Annotated in this window: 4 protein-coding genes; all 4 read right to left on the reverse strand. The window is 75.9% G+C overall.

The window, feature by feature from the left end:
* The coding region (locus tag Dsi01nite_RS48415) for an SDR family NAD(P)-dependent oxidoreductase (protein WP_444542526.1) at window positions 1-7817 on the reverse strand (7817 nt) is incomplete at its 3' end.
* 292 nt (window positions 7818-8109) lie between these two features.
* Window positions 8110-8322 (reverse strand): MbtH family protein, encoded by a 213-nt coding sequence (locus tag Dsi01nite_RS48420; RefSeq protein WP_203853264.1) that lies wholly within the window; start codon window positions 8320-8322, stop codon window positions 8110-8112.
* 29 nt (window positions 8323-8351) lie between these two features.
* Window positions 8352-9107: a thioesterase II family protein gene (locus tag Dsi01nite_RS48425; protein WP_203853265.1), complete on the reverse strand. Its 756-nt coding sequence runs from the start codon at window positions 9105-9107 to the stop codon at window positions 8352-8354.
* Window positions 9100-17067: a non-ribosomal peptide synthetase gene (locus tag Dsi01nite_RS48430; RefSeq protein WP_203853266.1), complete on the reverse strand. Its 7968-nt coding sequence runs from the start codon at window positions 17065-17067 to the stop codon at window positions 9100-9102. Before Dsi01nite_RS48430 ends, Dsi01nite_RS48425 begins: the two co-directional genes overlap by 8 nt.
* Window positions 17068-17131: the final 64 nt, after the last annotated feature.

Here is a 17131-nt window from a genome sequence, read left to right on the forward strand (position 1 = left end):
CCCGCCGCGGCGGGCGCCCCGTCGAGCCAGAACCGGCGCCGCTGATAGGCGTACGTCGGCAGGTCCACGACGGTGCGGCCCGTCCCGAGCAGCGGCGTGAAGTCCACCGCGCCACCGCGCACGTGCAGCTCCGCGACGGAGCGGGCGAAGCGGTCCGGTCCGCCGTCGCCGCGGCGCAGCGACCCGACCACCACGTAGGCGCCGTCGGTGCTCGCGTCGGCGGTCTCCTGGATCGGCACGGTGAGCACCGGGTGCGGGCTGCACTCCACGAACGCCCGGTAGCCGTCCTCGACGAGGCGCTGCACGCCGTCGGAGAAGCGGACCGTCTCCCGCAGGTTGCGGAACCAGTACCCGGCGTCCAGCTGCGGGCCGGCGAGCCACTCCCCCGTCGCGGTCGACAGCATCGGCACCGTGCCGGCGACGCCGCGCACGGGTGCGAGCGCCGCCAGCAGCGCGCCCTCGATGGACTCGACCTGCTCGGAGTGCGACGCGTAGTCGACGTCGACGAGCCGGGCCCGCACACCGTCGGCCGTGCAGTCGGCGACGAACCGGTGCACCGCGGCGACGTCACCCGCGACGACGACCGCCGTCGGCGCGTTGACGACCGCAACGCTGATCCGGCCCGAGTCGGCGGGAGCGGCGGCAATGCGGTCGCGCGCGGCGGCGACGGGCAGCGCGACCGAGGCCATCGCGCCGCCGCCGGCGAGCGCGACGATCGCCTTGCTGCGCTCCGCGACGACCCGGGCGGCGTCGCCGAGGCTCAGCATCCCGGCGACGCAGGCCGCGGCGATCTCGCCCTGAGAGTGGCCGACGACCGCGTCCGGCTGCACGCCGTGGGAGCGCCACAGCGCGGCGAGGGAGACCATCACCGCCCATGACGCGGGCTGCACGACGTCGACCCGGTCCAGGCCGGGAGCGCCGTCGTCACCGCGCAGCACCGCACGCAGCGACCAGTCCACGAACGGGGTGAGCGCCTCCTCGCACGCCAGCACCGACGCGGCGAACACCGGCGTGGTCTCCAGCAGCTCCGCCGCCATCCCGGCCCATTGGGCGCCCTGGCCGGGGAACACGAACACGACGCGGCCGTCGACGTCGCCGGTGCCCCGCACGACGGCCGGGCCGGTGGTGGGTTCGGCGCCGGACGCGAGGGCGGCAAGACCGTCGGCCAGCTCGGCGCGGTCCCGGCCGAGGACGACGGCGCGCTCCGGCAGGGCGGCCCGCGTGGTCAGCAGCGACCACGCGACGTCGGCGACGTCCACGTCGTTGGCGGTGGCGTCGTCGGCACGTGCTCCCGCCGCGCCGATCCGCTCGCGCACCAGGGTCGCCTGCGCGGCGAGTGCCCGCGCGCCATACGCGGACAGCACCAGCGGCACCGGCCCGCCGGCCGCAGTCGGTGCGCTGTGGAGCTCGGCGTCGGGGGTGGCGGCCGGGATGGCGGCCGGGGGTTCCTCGATGATCACGTGGGCGTTGGTGCCGCTGATGCCGAACGACGACACCCCGGCGCGGCGCGGCCGCTCACCCGCCGGCCACGGCTGGGCCCGGGTGAGCAGCCGCACGGCGCCGGAGGACCAGTCGATGTGCGGTGACGGCTCGTCGGCGTGCAGGGTCCGGGGCAGCGTGCCGTGCTCCATGGCGAGGACCATCTTGATGACGCCGCCGATGCCGGCCGCGGTCTGCGTGTGCCCGATGTTCGACTTCAGCGACCCCAGCCACAGCGGGATCTCGCGGTCCTGTCCGTAGGTGGCGAGGACCGCCTGCGCCTCGATGGGGTCGCCGAGCAGGGTGCCCGTACCGTGGCCCTCGACGGCGTCCACTTCGGACGGTGCCAGGCCCGCGGCGGCGAGGGCGGTGCGGATCACGCGCTGCTGTGACGGCCCGTTGGGCGCGGTGAGACCGTTGGAGGCGCCGTCCTGGTTGACCGCGGTGCCGCGCACGACGGCGAGGACCCGGTGACCGTTGGCCCGGGCGTCGGACAGCCGCTCCAGCAGCACCATGCCGGCGCCCTCGGCGAGGCCGAAGCCGTCGGCTCCCGCGCCGAACGCCTTGCACCGGCCGTCGCGGGACAGGCCCCGCTGCCGGCTGAAGCCGACGAACTGCGACGGCGTCGACATCACCATCGCGGCCCCGGCGAGGGCCAGGTCGCACTCGCCGCGGCGTAGCGACTCCACCGCGAGGTGCAGGGCGACCAGCGACGACGAGCACGCGGTGTCGACCGTGACGGCCGGGCCCTCCAAGCCCAGCACGTAGCTGATCCGGCCGGACGCGACGCTCGACGCGCCGCCGGTGACGAGGTAGCCCTCGATGCCCTCCGCGCCGGACTGCGGCCTGGAGCCGTAGGCCTGGTCGGCCATGCCGACGAAGACGCCGGTGCGGCTGTTGCGCAGCGACGTCGGGGCGATCCGGGCGTGCTCGGCGGCGTCCCACGCGACCTCCAGCAGCAGCCGCTGCTGGGGGTCCATGGCGACGGCCTCGCGGGGGCTGATGCCGAAGGCCTCGGGGTCGAAGTCGGCGGCGTCGTAGAGGAAGCCGCCGTGCCGCACATACGTGGTGCCGGACCGGTCGGGGTCCGGGTCGTAGAGACCGGCGAGGTCCCAGCCGCGGTCGGCGGGCATCGCACCGACCGCGTCGACCTCGTCCTCCACGAGCCGCCACAGGTCCTCGGGGCTGCGGACGCCGCCGGGGTACCGGCAGCCGATCCCGACGATGACGATCGGGTCGCCCCGGTCGACGGCCGCGACGGGTGCGGCGGCCGGCGCCTCCCGCGCCTCGCCGAACAGCTCGGCGCGCAGGAACCGGGCCAGGTGCGCCGGGGTCGGGTGGTCGAACACCGCCGTCGCCGGCAGCCGCAGGCCGGTCGCGGCGCTGAGGCCGTTGCGCAGTTCGACGGCCGACAGCGAGTCGAAGCCGAGCTCCATGAATGCCCGGGAGGACTCGACGGTGGCGGTGGAGGCGTGCCCGAGGACCCGGGCGACCTGCCCGCGGACGAGGTCGAGCAGGACCCGGTCACGGTCGGCGGTGCCGAGCCCGGCGAGGTCGCGGGCGAGCCCGCCGCCACCGGCCGCCCCGGCCGCGTCCGGTCCGGGTGCCGCCTCGAGCGCCGGGCGGGTCTGCGGCAGCGCGCTGATGAGCGGGCTGCGCCGGGCGCTGCCGAAGACGGCGGCGAACCGCTCCCAGTCGACGTCGGCGACCGCGACCGTGGTGTCGTCGTGGTCGAGGACCTGCTGCAGGGCGTGCATCGCGGGGTCGGGGTCGATGAGCGGCACGCCCCGGCGGCGCAGCGTGTCGGCCAGGGAGTCGGCGATCATGCCGCCGCCGGCCCACGGGCCCCACGCGACCGAGTGGGCCGGGACGCCGTCGGCGCGCTGCTGCTCGGCGAGCGCATCGAGGTGGGCGTTCGCGGCTGCGTAGGCGCCGTGGTCGCCGACGCCCCAGACGGCCGCGATCGAGGAGAAGTAGACGACGGCGTCGAGGGTCGCGCGGTTCAGGAGCTCGGCGAGGTGCAGCGCGCCGCCGACCTTGCCGCCGACCACGGCCGCCATGCCGTCGACGGTCAGGTCCGGCAGCGCGGCGAGGTCGGCGACGCCGGCGGTGTGCATGACGGCGGTGATCGGCTCGCCCCGCCCGGCGCAGTCGGCGACGAGCGCCGCGACGGCGTCCCGGTCGGCGACGTCGCAGGCGACCACGCTCGCCTCGGTGCCGGCCACGGCGAGCTCGGCGACGAGGTCGGCCACGCCCGGTGCCGCGGCACCGCGGCGGCTGGTGAGCACCAGCCGGCGGGCGCCTGCGGCGGCGAGCCACCGGGCCACGTGCCCGCCGAGGGCACCGGTGCCGCCGGTGACCAGGACCGTCCCCGACGGACGCCACGTGCGCGTGGCCGCGGCCGATCCGGTCCTGGCGGGCACCAGCCGCCGCCCGAAGACGGCCGTGGCCCGCACCGCCACCTGGTCCTCCCCACCAAGACCGACGAGACCTCCGAGGCCGGCGGACCCAGCGGGACCGCCAGGACCACCGGAACTACCAGCACCGCCGGGACCGCCGGGACCGGACGCACTGTCGGCGGCACCGGCGGGACGATCGGGGACGCCGAGGCCGGCGAGGGTCGCGCACAGCCTGGCAGCCACCCGGGCGTCGAGGTCGGCACCGTCGCCGGGTGGCAGGTCGATGAGGCCGCCCCACGTGCGCGGGTGCTCCAGGGCGGCGACCCGGCCGAGGCCCCACGTCTGGGCCTGGGCGGGGGCGGCGAGGCGTTCGCCGTCGACGGCCACCGCGCCGCGGGTCACGCACCACAGCGGCGCGGCGACGCCGAGGTCGGCGAGCGCCTGCACCAGCAGCAGGTTGCCGGTCGCGCCGGCGGGCACCGCGTCGCGCAGGCGTTCGTCGGCGGCCAGCAGCGACAGCACCCCAACGACGGGCACGTCGCCGGACAGCGCGTCGCGCAGCAGGTCCGACAGCGCCGGGCGGTCGGTGCTGGACGGGTCGACAGCGAGGACCCGCACGGTCGCGCCGTGCCGGATCAGGGCCGCGACGATGGGCCCTGGCACGGTCTCGGGGTCGGGATGCACGATCAGCCACTCGCCGGTGAGGGTGACGGCGGACGGCTCGGGCAGCGCGTCCCAGCGGACCTTGTACCGCCAGCCGTCGACCAGGCCGCGGACGGCCCGGTGCTCGTGCCAGGTGCGCAGCGCGGGCAGCACGGCGGCGACCGCGTCCGTGTCGGCGGACAGCACTCCGGCGAGCCCGGCCGCGTCGGCCTGCTCGACGGCGGCCCAGAACTCGCCGTCCACGCTCGGCCCGGTCGCCGTCGTCGCCGGGTCCTCCAGCAGCGGCGACTCGAGCCAGAACCGCTGCCGCTGGAACGCGTACGTCGGCAGGGCGACGGTCTGCCGGTCCGGGCCGAACACGCCGGTCCAGTCGACGGCCGCACCGTGCGCGTAGGCGGCGCCGAGCGACGTGAGGAACCGGTCCCGGCCGCCGTCGTCGCGGCGCAGCGTGCCCGTGACGAACGCGTCCCCGGCGTGGGTGTCGAGGGTCTCCTGGATCCCGACGGTGAGCACCGGGTGGGCGCTGACCTCGATGAACGTGGTGACGCCGGCGTCGGTGAGGGCGCGGACGGCGGCGGCGAACTCGACGCTGTGGCGCAGGTTGCGATACCAGTAGTCGGCGCCACCGACGGTGACGCCCGCGAGGTCGGCACCGACGGTCGAGTGCATCGGCACGGTCGCCGCCAGCGGCGCCACGGGTGCGAGCACGTCCAGCAGCCGGTCCCGGATCGCCTCGACGTGCACCCCGTGGGAGGCGTAGTCCACGTCGATGCGCTTGGTCCGTACCCCGGCGGCGGCGCACACCGCGGTGAACTCGTCGAGGGCGGCGGGCTCGCCGGACACCACCGCCGAGGTGGTGCCGTTGACGGCCGCGACGCCGAGCCGGCCGGCCCAGTCCGCGATCCGCGCTGCGACGTCGCCGGCCGGTAGCGCCACCGACAGCATGCCGCCCTTGCCTGTCAGGGCGGACAGGGCCTGGCTTCGCAGCACCACGACGCGGGCGGCGTCGTCGAGGGAGAGGATGCCGGCGACGTGCGCCGCGGCGATCTCGCCCTGGGAGTGCCCGACGACGACGTCGGGTGCGACGCCGGCGGCGCGCCACATCCCGGCGAGGGACACCATCACCGCGAACAGGACCGGCTGGACCACGTCGACACGGCTCAGAGGCGCGGCGCCCGGCTCGCCGCGCAGGACGGCGGTCAGCGACCAGTCGACGTAGGGCGCGAACGCCGCTTCGCACCGGGCGATCGACGCGGCGAACCCGGCGTCGGTGTCCAGGAGCCGCACGGCCATGCCGGCCCACTGGGAGCCCTGGCCGGGGAACACGAACGCGACCTTCCCGCCTGGACGGGCGAGGACGCCGGCGGTGCTGCCGTCGGCGATGCGCCGCAGCTGGGCGCGGACGGCGTCGTGGTCGGCGCCGACGACGACGGCGCGGTGCGGCAGGGCGGCGCGGGTGCTGACCAGCGACCAGCCGACGCCGGCGAGGTCCTGCGCGTCGAGGAACCCGGCGAGCCGGGCGGCCTGCGCGCGCAGCGCCGCCTCACCGCGGCCGGACACCACGATCGGCACCGGCACCAGCTCCGTCGCAGCGGCCGGCTGGTCGGTGTCCTGCGGCGCCGGCGCCTCCAGGATCACGTGGGCGTTGGTGCCGGAGACGCCGAAGGACGACACGGCGGCGCGACGCGGCCGTCCGGTCTCCGGCCACGCGACGGCCTCGCGCAGCAGCGACACGTTGCCGCCGGCCCAGTCGACGTGCGTGGACGGCGCGGAGACGTGCAGGGTCTGCGGGAGCACGCCGTGGTGCATGGCGAGGACCATCTTGATGATGCCGCCGACACCGGCGGCGGCCTGGGTGTGCCCGACGTTCGACTTCAGCGAGCCCAGCCACAGCGGCGCACCGTCGCGGTCCCGGCCGTAGGTGGCGAGGATGGCCTGCGCCTCGATCGGGTCGCCGAGCGCGGTGCCGGTGCCGTGCGCCTCGACGGCGTCGACCTCGCCCGCCTGCAGTCCGGCGTCGGCGAGCGCGGCGCGGATGACCCGCTGCTGCGACGGGCCGTTCGGGGCGGTCAGGCCGTTGGAGGCGCCGTCCTGGTTGAGCGCGGAGCCCCGCACGACGGCGAGGACCCGGTGCCCGCGGGCCCGGGCGGTGGACAGCCGCTCCAGCACGAGCATGCCGGCGCCCTCACCCCAGCCGGTGCCGTCGGCGTCGTCGGAGAACGCCTTGCAGCGCCCGTCCAGCGACAGGCCGCGCTTGCGGCTGAACTCCATGAGCACGCCCGGCGTCGACATGACGGTGACGCCGCCGACGAGGGCGAGCTCGCACTCGCCGCCGCGCAGCGCCCGGGTCGCCAGGTGCAGCGCGACGAGCGAGGACGAGCAGGCGGTGTCGACGGTGACGGCCTGCCCCTCCAGGCCGAGGGTGTAGGCGACCCGGCCGGACGCGACACTGGTCAGGCTGCCGGTCAGCAGGTAACCGTGCATGCCGTCGGCGGGGCGATGCAGCGCCGGGCCGTAGTGGGTGTAGGGCACGCCGACGTAGACGCCGCCGGGGCGCCCGGCCACCGACAGCGGGTCGATGCGGGCTGACTCGAGGGCCTCCCAGGCGACCTCGAGCAGCAGCCGCTGCTGCGGGTCCATGCCGAGCGCCTCGCGCGGGCTGATGCCGAAGAACGCGGCGTCGAACTGGGCGGCGTCGTGCAGGAACGAGCCGTGCCGGGTGCAGCACCGGCCGACCGCGTCCGGGTCGGGGTCGTAGAGGTCGGTCCGCCAGCCGCGATCGGTGGGGAACGTGGTGACGGCGTCGGATCCGTCCGCGACAAGGCGCCACAGGGCCTCCGGGGTGTCGACGCCGCCCGCGTACCGGCAGCTCATGCCGACGATCACGACCGGATCCTCGGACGCCACGGCGGCGTGGGTCACCGAGGCGGCCCCGCCGGTGCGCTCGCCGAGCAGTTCGTCGCGCAGGAACCCGGCGACGGCGACCGGCGTCGGGTAGTCGAACAGCAGCGTCGCGGGGATGCGGACCCCGGTGGCGGTGGCCAGCTCCTCCCGCAGGCTGGTGCCGATCGCGCGGTACACGCCGAGCTGCCGGAACGCCAGACCGCCTTCGACCGGGCCGGGCTTGCCGGTGGCGGCGACGACCGCGGCCCTGACCACGTCCAGCAGCATCCGGTCGCGGTCGGCTTCGCCGGCAGCGCGCAGTCGGGCGAGCAGCCCGGCACGGGCTTCGGAGGTCTGACCGTCGAGGGAACGCTCGTGCGCCATGGGCCGCACCGCCTTCGGAAAGAGGGCCCTGAGCCTCCGGCGGCGGACCGCGGACGGGCCGGGCGTGAGCGGGAAGTCGAGTATCACGCGGGTCCGCCGCGGCCCGGCGGGCCGCGGCGGATCTCTAGCAGAACGCTTAGGGGCTGTATCGAAGTGGGGGTTGGAGCGAGGCGAGGCTCAAGCGTCGGCTGGGGCCGCGCCGGGCGCGCCTGGATACCGGGGTTGTATCCAGGCGTGACCGGCGCGGGTCCAGGCGGCGCCTGAGTCCGCCGCAGCCCGACCATCCACTTCGATACAGCCCCTATACGCTCTGGTGCTCCATCGCGCGGCGCAGGCTCAGCGGGCGCATGTCGGTCCAGACCTCGGTGACGTGGGCGAGGCACTCGTCCTTCGTGCCGGAGAAGCCGGCATCGCGCCAGCCGGCCGGGACGTCGCGGCCGTCGGCCCAGATCGAGTACTGCTCCTCGTCGTTGACCACCACGGTGTAGCGGCGGCTGTCATCGTCGTCGGCCATGTCGGTGTCCTCTCAAAGATGGGTGCGGTTCAGCGCAGGGCGAGCTCGTCGGCGAGCCGGCCGGTGACGAGGCCGCCGTGAGCCAGGACGGCGAAGTGGTCGCCGGGCAGGACCCGCCGGTCGAAGCGGCCGGAGGTCACCGCGGCCCACCCGTCGACGTCCTCCGGGGTGGACACGGTGTCGCCGGCACCGACGTACGCGCTGACCGGGCAGGTGAGCGGGGGGCCCGGTTCGGGGACGTACCGTTCGACCATCGCCATGTCGGCCCGCAGCACCGGCAGGTAGATCTCGGCGATCTGCGGGTCGTCGAGCACCGCGGCGGGGATGCCGCCGTGCCGGGCCTGCATCGCCCGGCCGAACTCGAGGTCCGGCAGGTGGCTGAGCGCCGGCATGCGGGCCGCGCCGCCGGGCCGGTTCGCGCCGGCGACCACGAGTCGGGTCGGGCTCAGCTGGTACTCCCGGCGCAGGTGACGGGCCAGCTCGTAGGCGATGAGCGCGCCCATGCTGTTGCCCAGCAGAGCAAACGGCACATCCAGCGCCGGCAGCAGCGCCTCGGTGAGACCCGGGACGAGGTCGACGACGCCCGTCGGCAGCGGCTCACCGAAGCGGGACTCCCGCCCGGGCAGCTGCACCGGGCACACCTCCAGCCCGTAGGGCAGGTCCTGCTGCCACGTCCGGAACGCGGAGGCGGCGCCGCCGGCGTGCGGGAAGCAGAAGACCCGCAGGACCGTGCCGGCGGTGCGCCGCCGGTTGGGCAGCCAGGGATTGGTCATGAGGTCACTCACCAGCGGTCACCGTCTTCGCGGAGGGGTCGCGGACATCCAGGGGTCGGCAGCACCGGGTCTGTGGGTCGGCGACAACCTCGGCGAGCAGCGTCGTGAAGCGCCTGGCGAGCCGCCACACGGTCGGCTCGTCGAACAGGTCCGCGCTGTATTCGAGCAGGCCCTCGATGCCGAGGTGGGCACCGTCCGGGCCGAGCTGCTCCCGCAGCATCAGGTTCAGGTCGAACTTGGCGGTGCTCGACGCCGTCGGCTCGATCCGCATCCGCAGCCCGGGCAGCTCCAGGGTCTCCCGGTCGGTGTCGTCGGCGACGATCATCACCTGGAACAGCGGATGCCGGGACCCGGACCGGGCCGGGTTCAGCGCGCGGACCAGATGGTCGAAGGGCACATCCTGGTGCGCGTAGGCCTCCAGGTCCGCGTCGCGGACGCGGGCCAGCAGGTCGGTGAACGCCGGGTCGCCGGACGTGTCGGTGCGCAGCACGAGCGTGTTGACGAAGAACCCGACGAGGTCGTCGAGGGCCGGGTCGGCGCGACCGGCGACGGGCGTGCCGAGCGGGATGTCCGTGCCGGCGCCGACGCTGGTGAGCAACGCCGCGAACGCGGCCTGCGCCGCCATGAACGTGCTGGCCCGGTGCCCCCTCGCGAGGACCGCGAGGCCGTCGTGGACACCGGCGGGCACGGTGAAGCGGATCCCGCCGCCGGCGGACGTCGGCACCGCCGGGCGGGGCCGGTCGAACGGCAGCGCCAGCTCGGCCGGGATCTTCGCCAGCGCCCGGCGCCAGAACGCGGTCTGCCGCGACAGCAGACTGCGCATGTTGCGCGGCGAGCCGAGCAGCTCCTGCTGCCAGAGGGTGTAGTCGGCGTACTGGGCCGGCGGCGGCTCCCACCGGACCCGGTCGCCGGCCGCCCGGGCGGCGTACGCCCGCGCCAGGTCGGCGGCGAGGGGCACCATCGACCAGCCGTCGCACGCGATGTGGTGCAGCACGACGCACAGCACGTGCTCGTCCGGGCCCACGCGCAGCAGCCAGGCCCGCAGCGGCAGGTCCGCCTCCAGCCGGAACGCGGTGCCGACCGCGGCCTCCAGCGCGGTGTCGGCGCCGTCCGGGCCGCAGTCCACGACGGTCAGGCCGACCTGCGGCGTGGCGTCCGCGGCGGGCACGACCCGCTGCGTGGCGACGCCGCCGACCTCCACGACGGTGGTGCGCAGGCTCTCGTGCCGGGCGACGACGTCCCGCAGCGCACCGGCGAGGGCGCCGGCGTCCAGGGCGCCGGTGAGCCGGATCGACAGCGGCACGTTGTACGTCGCGCTCGGGCCGGTCAGCTGGTACAGGAACCACAGCCGCTGCTGGGCGAACGACAGCGGCACGGCCTCGGGGCGTGGCCCCGGCACCAGCGCTGGTCTGGTCGTGCCGGCGGCACCGTCGAGGCGGGCCGCGAGCCCCGCCGGGGTCGGCGCCTCGAACACGGCCCGCACCGGCAGCTCGACGCCCAGGTCGGTGCGGATCCGGGCGACGAGGCGGGTGGCGAGCATCGAGTGGCCGCCAAGGGCGAAGAAGTCGTCCTCGACACCGATCCCCGGTCGGTCCAGGACCTCCCCCCACACCTGCACCATCGAGGCCTCGGCGGGGGTGCGGGGTGCCACGTAGGTGGTGATGACGGCCTGCAGCGGCACGGTGGCCAGGGCGCGCTCGTCGGTCTTGCCGCTGGCCAGCAGCGGCAGCGCGGGCATCGGCACCAGCCGGGTCGGGACCATCGCCGCGGGCAGCACCGCCCGCAGCCGCTTGAGCACGCCGGCGGCGGCCGGGGGCGGGGCGTCGCCGTGGGCGACGAAACCGACGAGGGTCGGCTCGCCGTCGACGTCGCGCACGAGCACGGCCGCGTCCAGGACCCCGGGCACGTCCCGCAGCGCCGTGGTGACCTCGCCGAGCTCGATCCGCACCCCGCGGAGCTTCACCTGGGTGTCGGCGCGGCGCAGGAACAACAGCTGGCCGTCGTCGTCCCAGCGGACCAGGTCGCCGGTGCGGTACATGCGCCCGCCGGGCGGGCCGAACGGGTCGGGGATGAACGCGGCGGCGGTGAGGTCGGGCCGGTCCAGGTAACCGTGCGCGAGCCCGGCGCCGGCGAGGTGCAGCTGCCCGACCGCGCCGGGTGGGACCGGGCGCAGCTGCTCGTCCAGGACGTACGCGCGGGTGCCGGCGACCGGCCGGCCGATCGGGATCCGGGCCGGCAGCGCGTCGCGGTGCGCCCGCCACGAGGTGGCCTCGACCGCCGCCTCGGTCGGCCCGTACAGGTTGACCAGTTCGAGGTCGAGCGTGTCCAGGCAGCGGGCGGCGAGCTCGGCGGTCAGCTTCTCCCCGCCGCAGAGGATGTGCCGCAGGCTCGGGCACCGCCCGGCGTCGACGACGTCGAGGAAGTGGCGCATCGTCGTCGGGACGAACCGCACCGACGTCACCGCGAACCGCTCGATGGTCCGGGCGATGTACTCGGGGTCGCGGTAGCCGTCGGGTTCGGCGAGCACGAGCGTGGCGCCGGCCGCGAGCGTGGCGAACAGCTCCAGCAGCGACGGGTCGAAGGTGATCGGTGTCTTGAACAGCACCCGGTCGGCCGGCGTGACGAGACCCTCGTCGACGTACCACCGCAACGTGTTCAGGATCGCGTGGTGCGGCACGAGGATGCCCTTGGGCCGCCCGGTGGAGCCGGACGTGAAGAGCAGGTAGGCCGCATCGCCGGGCAGCGGCGCGGCAGCCGCGGGCAGCGGCGCGGCGTCGGTGTCGGCGCCGGCGTCGTCGTCGTCGATGAGGGCGATCGTCACGTCGGGCAGCAGGTCGCGGTGGGCGCGGTCGGTCACCACGACGGCCGGGCGGGCGTCGCGCAGCAGCGACGCGATCCTGACCGTGGGGGCGTCGAGGTCGACGGGCATGAACGCGGCGCCGGCCTTGCCCGCGGCGTAGGCGGCGGCGACGAGCCCGGCACCGCGGGGCACCGCCAGGGCGACCAGGCCGTCGCGTCCCGCGCCGAGGGCGTGCAGCCTCGCGGCGAGCCGCGCCGCCCGGGCGTCCAGCTCCGCGTAGGTGACCGGTCCGTCCGCCCCGTCGAGGGCGACGGCGTGCGGGTGCTGCCGGGCCTGCGCCTCGACCAGCGCCGGCAGCGTCGCCGGCGCCCCGGGTCCGGGCGGCACCGGGGTGCCGCCGCTCGGCCAGGTGTGCAGCACGAGGTCGCGTTCGGTGCCGTCCATGACGTCCAGCGCGGCGCAGCGCACGTCCGGGTCCGCGGCCACGGCGGCGAGCACCCGCAGCAGCCGGGTGGTGAGCCGGGCCGCGTCCGCGGGCTCGAAGCGGTCGGTGCGGTAGCGCAGCTCGGCCCGGATGCCGGCGCACTGCCCGTCGGCGGCGAAGCGCTCCCGCAGGACCAGCACCAGGTCGAACGTCGAGGTCGTCGCCGCCACCGGCTCCTCGGCGATCAGGAGACCGGACAGCTGCGCGTGGACCTGTTCGGTGCCGTCGGCGACCAGCATCACCTGGAAGAACGCGCTGCGGCCCTCGGCGCGGGGCGGGTTGAGGGCCAGGACGAGATGCTCGAACGGCACGTCCTGGTGCGCGTACGCGGCGAGGTCGGTGTCACGGACCCGGTCCAGCAGTTCACGGAACGTCGGGTCGCCGGACGTGTCGGTGCGCAGCACGAGCGTGTTGACGAAGAAGCCGACCAGGTCGTCGAGGGCCTCGTCGAGACGGCCGGCGACCGGGCTGCCGATGGGGATGTCGGTGCCGGCGCCCAGCCGGGTGAGCAGCGCGGCGAGGGCGGCCTGCACGACCATGAAGACGCTGCCGCGGGCGCGCCTGGCCAGCTGCGCCAGGGCGGCGTGCAGGGCGGGCTCGACGGTGAAGCGCACGTCGGCGCCGTCCGCCGAGCCGGAGGCGCCGGTGCCGCTGCCGGGCAGTTCCAGGGCGTCGGGGGCGCCGGTCAGGGCGTCGCGCCAGTAGGCGACCTGCCGGCTCAGGACGCTGCCGGGGTCGGTCTCCGCGCCGAGGAGCTGCTGCTGCCAGAGGGTGTAGTCGGCGTACTGCACCGGCAGCGGCGCCCACGCGGGCGGGTTGCCGTCGCGGCGGGCGGCGTAGGCGGTGGTGAGGTCGCGCGCCAGCGGCGTGACCGACCAGGCGTCGGCGGCGATGTGGTGCAGGACCGCGACCACGACGTGCTCGTCGGCGCCGAGCGCGAACAGGTGCACGCGCAGCGGCAGGTCGGCGGTGAGGTCGAACGGCGCGGCGGCCGCGGCGGCGACGGCGCCGGGCAGGTCGCCGGGGTGCACGGCCTCGGTCTGGAACGGGACCCGCACCGCGGCGGCCGGCGTGATCTGCTGCACCGCGGACCCGGCGACGGTGCGCACCGTCGTGCGCAGCGACTCGTGCCGGGCGACCACGTCACGGAACGCGGCTTGCAGCGCGTCGCGGTCCAGGATGCCGGTCAACCGCAGCGCGAGCGGGATGTTGTACGTGGCGGAGGGCCCCTCGAACTCGTGCAGGAACCACAGCCGCTGCTGCGCAGGCGACAGCGTCACGACCGCCGGGCGGTCGGTGGCGGCCGTCAGCGCGGGCCGGGTCCCGATCTCGCCCGCACCGGTCGCGGCGCCGGCCTCGAGACCGCCCGCGATGCCGGCGATCGTCGGGGTCTCGAAGAGCGCCCGGATCGTCAGCTCCACGCCCAGCGCGGTGCGGGCCCGGCTGACCAGCCGCGTCGCCAGCAGCGAGTGCCCGCCGAGGGCGAAGAAGTCGTCCTCGACGCCGATCCGCTCGCGGTCGAACACCTCCGACCACACCTCGGCGAGGCGCCGCTCGAGGTCGGTGCGCGGGGCGACGTAGGCGCGGCGGGCGATCTGGACGCCGTCGGTGCCGCGGGCCAGCAGCGCCGCCCGGTCGATCTTGCCGTTGCGGCTGGCGGGCAGCGCGGTGTGCAGCACGTAGCCGTCGGGGACCATGTAGCGCGGCAGCCGCCCGCCGAGCTGCTCGTGCCAGTCGGCGAGTTGCCCGGACTCGTGGTGCCCGGACGCGTCGGATCCGCCGGTGGCGACGTGGGCGACGAGCCGGTCGTCGCCGTCGGTGTCGCCGCGGTGCGGCAGGACGACGACCTCGGCGGCGCCGGTGACGGCGCGGACCGCAGCCTCGACCTCGCCGAGCTCGATCCGGTAGCCGCGGATCTTCACCTGGTGGTCGCGGCGGCCGAGGTACTCGATGGTGAGCCCGTCGCCGCGCCGGCGGTAGCGGGCCAGGTCCCCGGTGCGGTACAGCCGCGCGCCGGGAACGGCCGCGTGCGGGTGCGGGACGAACGCGGCGGCGGTGAGGTCCGGCCGGCCGGCGTAGCCGCGGGCCAGGGCGCCGCCGACGTACAGCATGCCGGGCACGCCGACCGGGACCGGCCGCAGGTCGTCGTCGAGCACGTACGCCTCGGCGTTCGGGTACGGCCCGCCGATGAGGCACAGCGCACCGCCGTCGTCGGCCCGGTCGTGCACGAGGTAGGTGCTGTCGATGGTCGCCTCGGTCAGCCCGTAGGAGTTGACGACCTCCCCGCCGGGCCCGAGCAGCGCCCGCAGCCGGACGAGGTCGTCGGCGTGCACGAGGTCGGAGCCGACGATCAGCAGCCGCATCCCGGGCAGGCGCGCGCCGGTCGCGGCGGCGTGCTCGGCGAGGCGCCGGGCGACCAGCGGCACGAACTCCGCGCAGTCCACGGCCTCCCGCCGCAGCAGGTCCAGCAGTTGCTCCGGCTGCAGCAGCAGGTCGCGGGGGCACAGCACGAGCCGGGCGCCGTTGCACAGGGCGCGGGTGAGGTCGCCGACGAAGACGTCGAAGCCGAAGTTGGCCATCTGCAGCACCGACGTGATCCGGTCCGGCAGCCGGTACGCCCGTTCCCAGCCGCGCTGCACGGCCAGCAGCGCGTCGTCGGTGACCATGACGCCCTTGGGCCGGCCCGTCGACCCCGACGTGTAGATGACGTAGGCGAGCGCGCCGGGAGGCCGCCGCGAAAGCGGGACGGCGGCCACGTCCGTGGCGTCCTCGTCGAGGCACACGCCAGTGCCGTCGAACTGTGCGGCCAGGGCGGTGGTGGTGACCGCGACCCGTACCCCGGCGTCCGCGGCGACCGCGGCGCGGCGGGCGACGGGCTGGTCCGGGTCGAGCGCGACGAACGCAGCACCGGCCTTCCACACGCCGAGGACCGCGACGACGAGACCGGCGCCGCGGGGCAGGAGCACCCCGACCCGGTCCTCGACGCCGGCGCCATGCGCCCGCAGCCGCCGGGCGAGCGTCTCCGCGCGGGTGTCGAGGTCCGCGTAGGACAGTCGTTCGCCGTCGTGCACGACCGCTATCGCCGCCGGGGTCGCCGCCGCGCGCGCCTCGAACAGCTCCAGGACGTTGCGGGCGGCGACCGGCGGGGTCACGGGTCCGCGGCCGGCGGCGAGCAGCTCCCGGCGCTGCGCCGGCGGGGTCAGCTCCAGGGCGTCGACGCGGTCGCCGGGCCGGGCGGTCAGGCCGCGCAGCACGTGCTCGTACATGGCCGCGAACCCGTGCACGGTGGCCGCGTCGAACAGGGCCGTGTCGTATTCGAAGATGACGGTGAGACCACGGCCGACGGCGAGCATGTCGACGAACAGGTCGACCTTCGCGACCGCGGCGGGCGGCGTCACCACCGACGCGTGCACCCCGGTCGGGTGCGGCATGACCCTGGCCCGGTCGAGGTTGAAGAACGTGCGCAGCAGCGGTCCCGGGTCGGCGCCGTCGGTGCGCAGCAGCTCGATGCTGAAGTCGGGGTGGTCGTAGGCGCCGATGAGCGCCTGCTGCACGGCGTGGACCTGCTCGGCGAAGGTGGCGGCGCCATCGCGGGTCAGCCGGATCGGCAGCACCGTGTTGCAATGCCCGACGAGCACGTCGGCGCCGGGGTGGTCACGCTGGGCCACCGGGATGCCGACCACGACGTCGTCCTCGCCGGTGAGCCGGTGCAGCAGGTGCGCGTACGCGGCGAACAGCACCGTGAAGAGCGTGCTGTGCAGCTCCCGGGCGCGGGTGGCGGCGAGGTCCGCGACGGCGGGGTCCAGCGCCAGGTCGAGGCGGGCGGCCCGGCCGGCGCCACGGGCGGGCCGGGGGCGGTCCAGGGGCAGCTGCAGCACCGGGCGCGGCCCGCGGAGCCGTTCGGTCCAGTACGCCGCCGCGGCGGCCCCGGCCGGGCCCTCGCGGCGGGCCGTCAGGCGGGCGACGTGCTCCCGGTACACCGGGGCGGGCACGAGCCCGGCGGAGACGCCGCCGCGCAGCTGCTCGTACAGCCGCAGCAGCTCGTCGATGACGACGACGAACGACCATCCGTCCACGACGCTGTGGTGGACGAGCAGGTGCAGCTGGTGGTGCTCGGGGGCGAGGCGCAGCAGCGCGGCGCGTAGCAGCGGCCCGCGGGTCAGGTCGAACGTCTCCCGCACCCGCCCGTCGAGCCATGCGGTGCGGCCGGCGCCGACGTCCACGACGGGCAGCTCGACCGGCGCGTGCGGCAGCACCCGCTGCCAGGCGCCGTCCTCGGAGAAGACGGTGCGGAGGCTGTCGTGCCGCGATACCACAGTGTCCAGCGCGCGGTGCAGCGTCGCGGCGTCCAGCGGCCCGGCCAGGTCCAGCAGCACGGTCTCGTTGTAGGCCTGGGACGAGGCGTCGCCGAGCTGGTCGAGGAACCAGATCTCCCGCTGCGTCGGCGACAGCGGATAGGGCTCCCCCGTCGTCGGCGGCCGCTCGGGTACCTCCGGCGCGGCGATCCAGGGGCCGGCGGTCCCGGCCGCGGCGGCAGCGGCACCGGCCGGTGCCGCTGCGGCGGTCTCGGCTCCGGTCTCGCTGATCAACGCGAACACGTGGGCCATGACCCTCGCGTGCACATCCAGCAGCCGCTCGACCGATGCTTCCAGCTCCGTCTGCGTCGTCCAGTCGTCCGTCGGCCGCACAGGTCCCCCGTCTCGATGGTGCCCGCGACTGACCGTAGGCGGTGGGTCCTAGCACAATCCTCAC

Origin of the sequence: Dactylosporangium siamense, assembly GCF_016862795.1 — a bacterium.
GTDB classification, from domain to species: domain Bacteria; phylum Actinomycetota; class Actinomycetes; order Mycobacteriales; family Micromonosporaceae; genus Dactylosporangium; species Dactylosporangium siamense.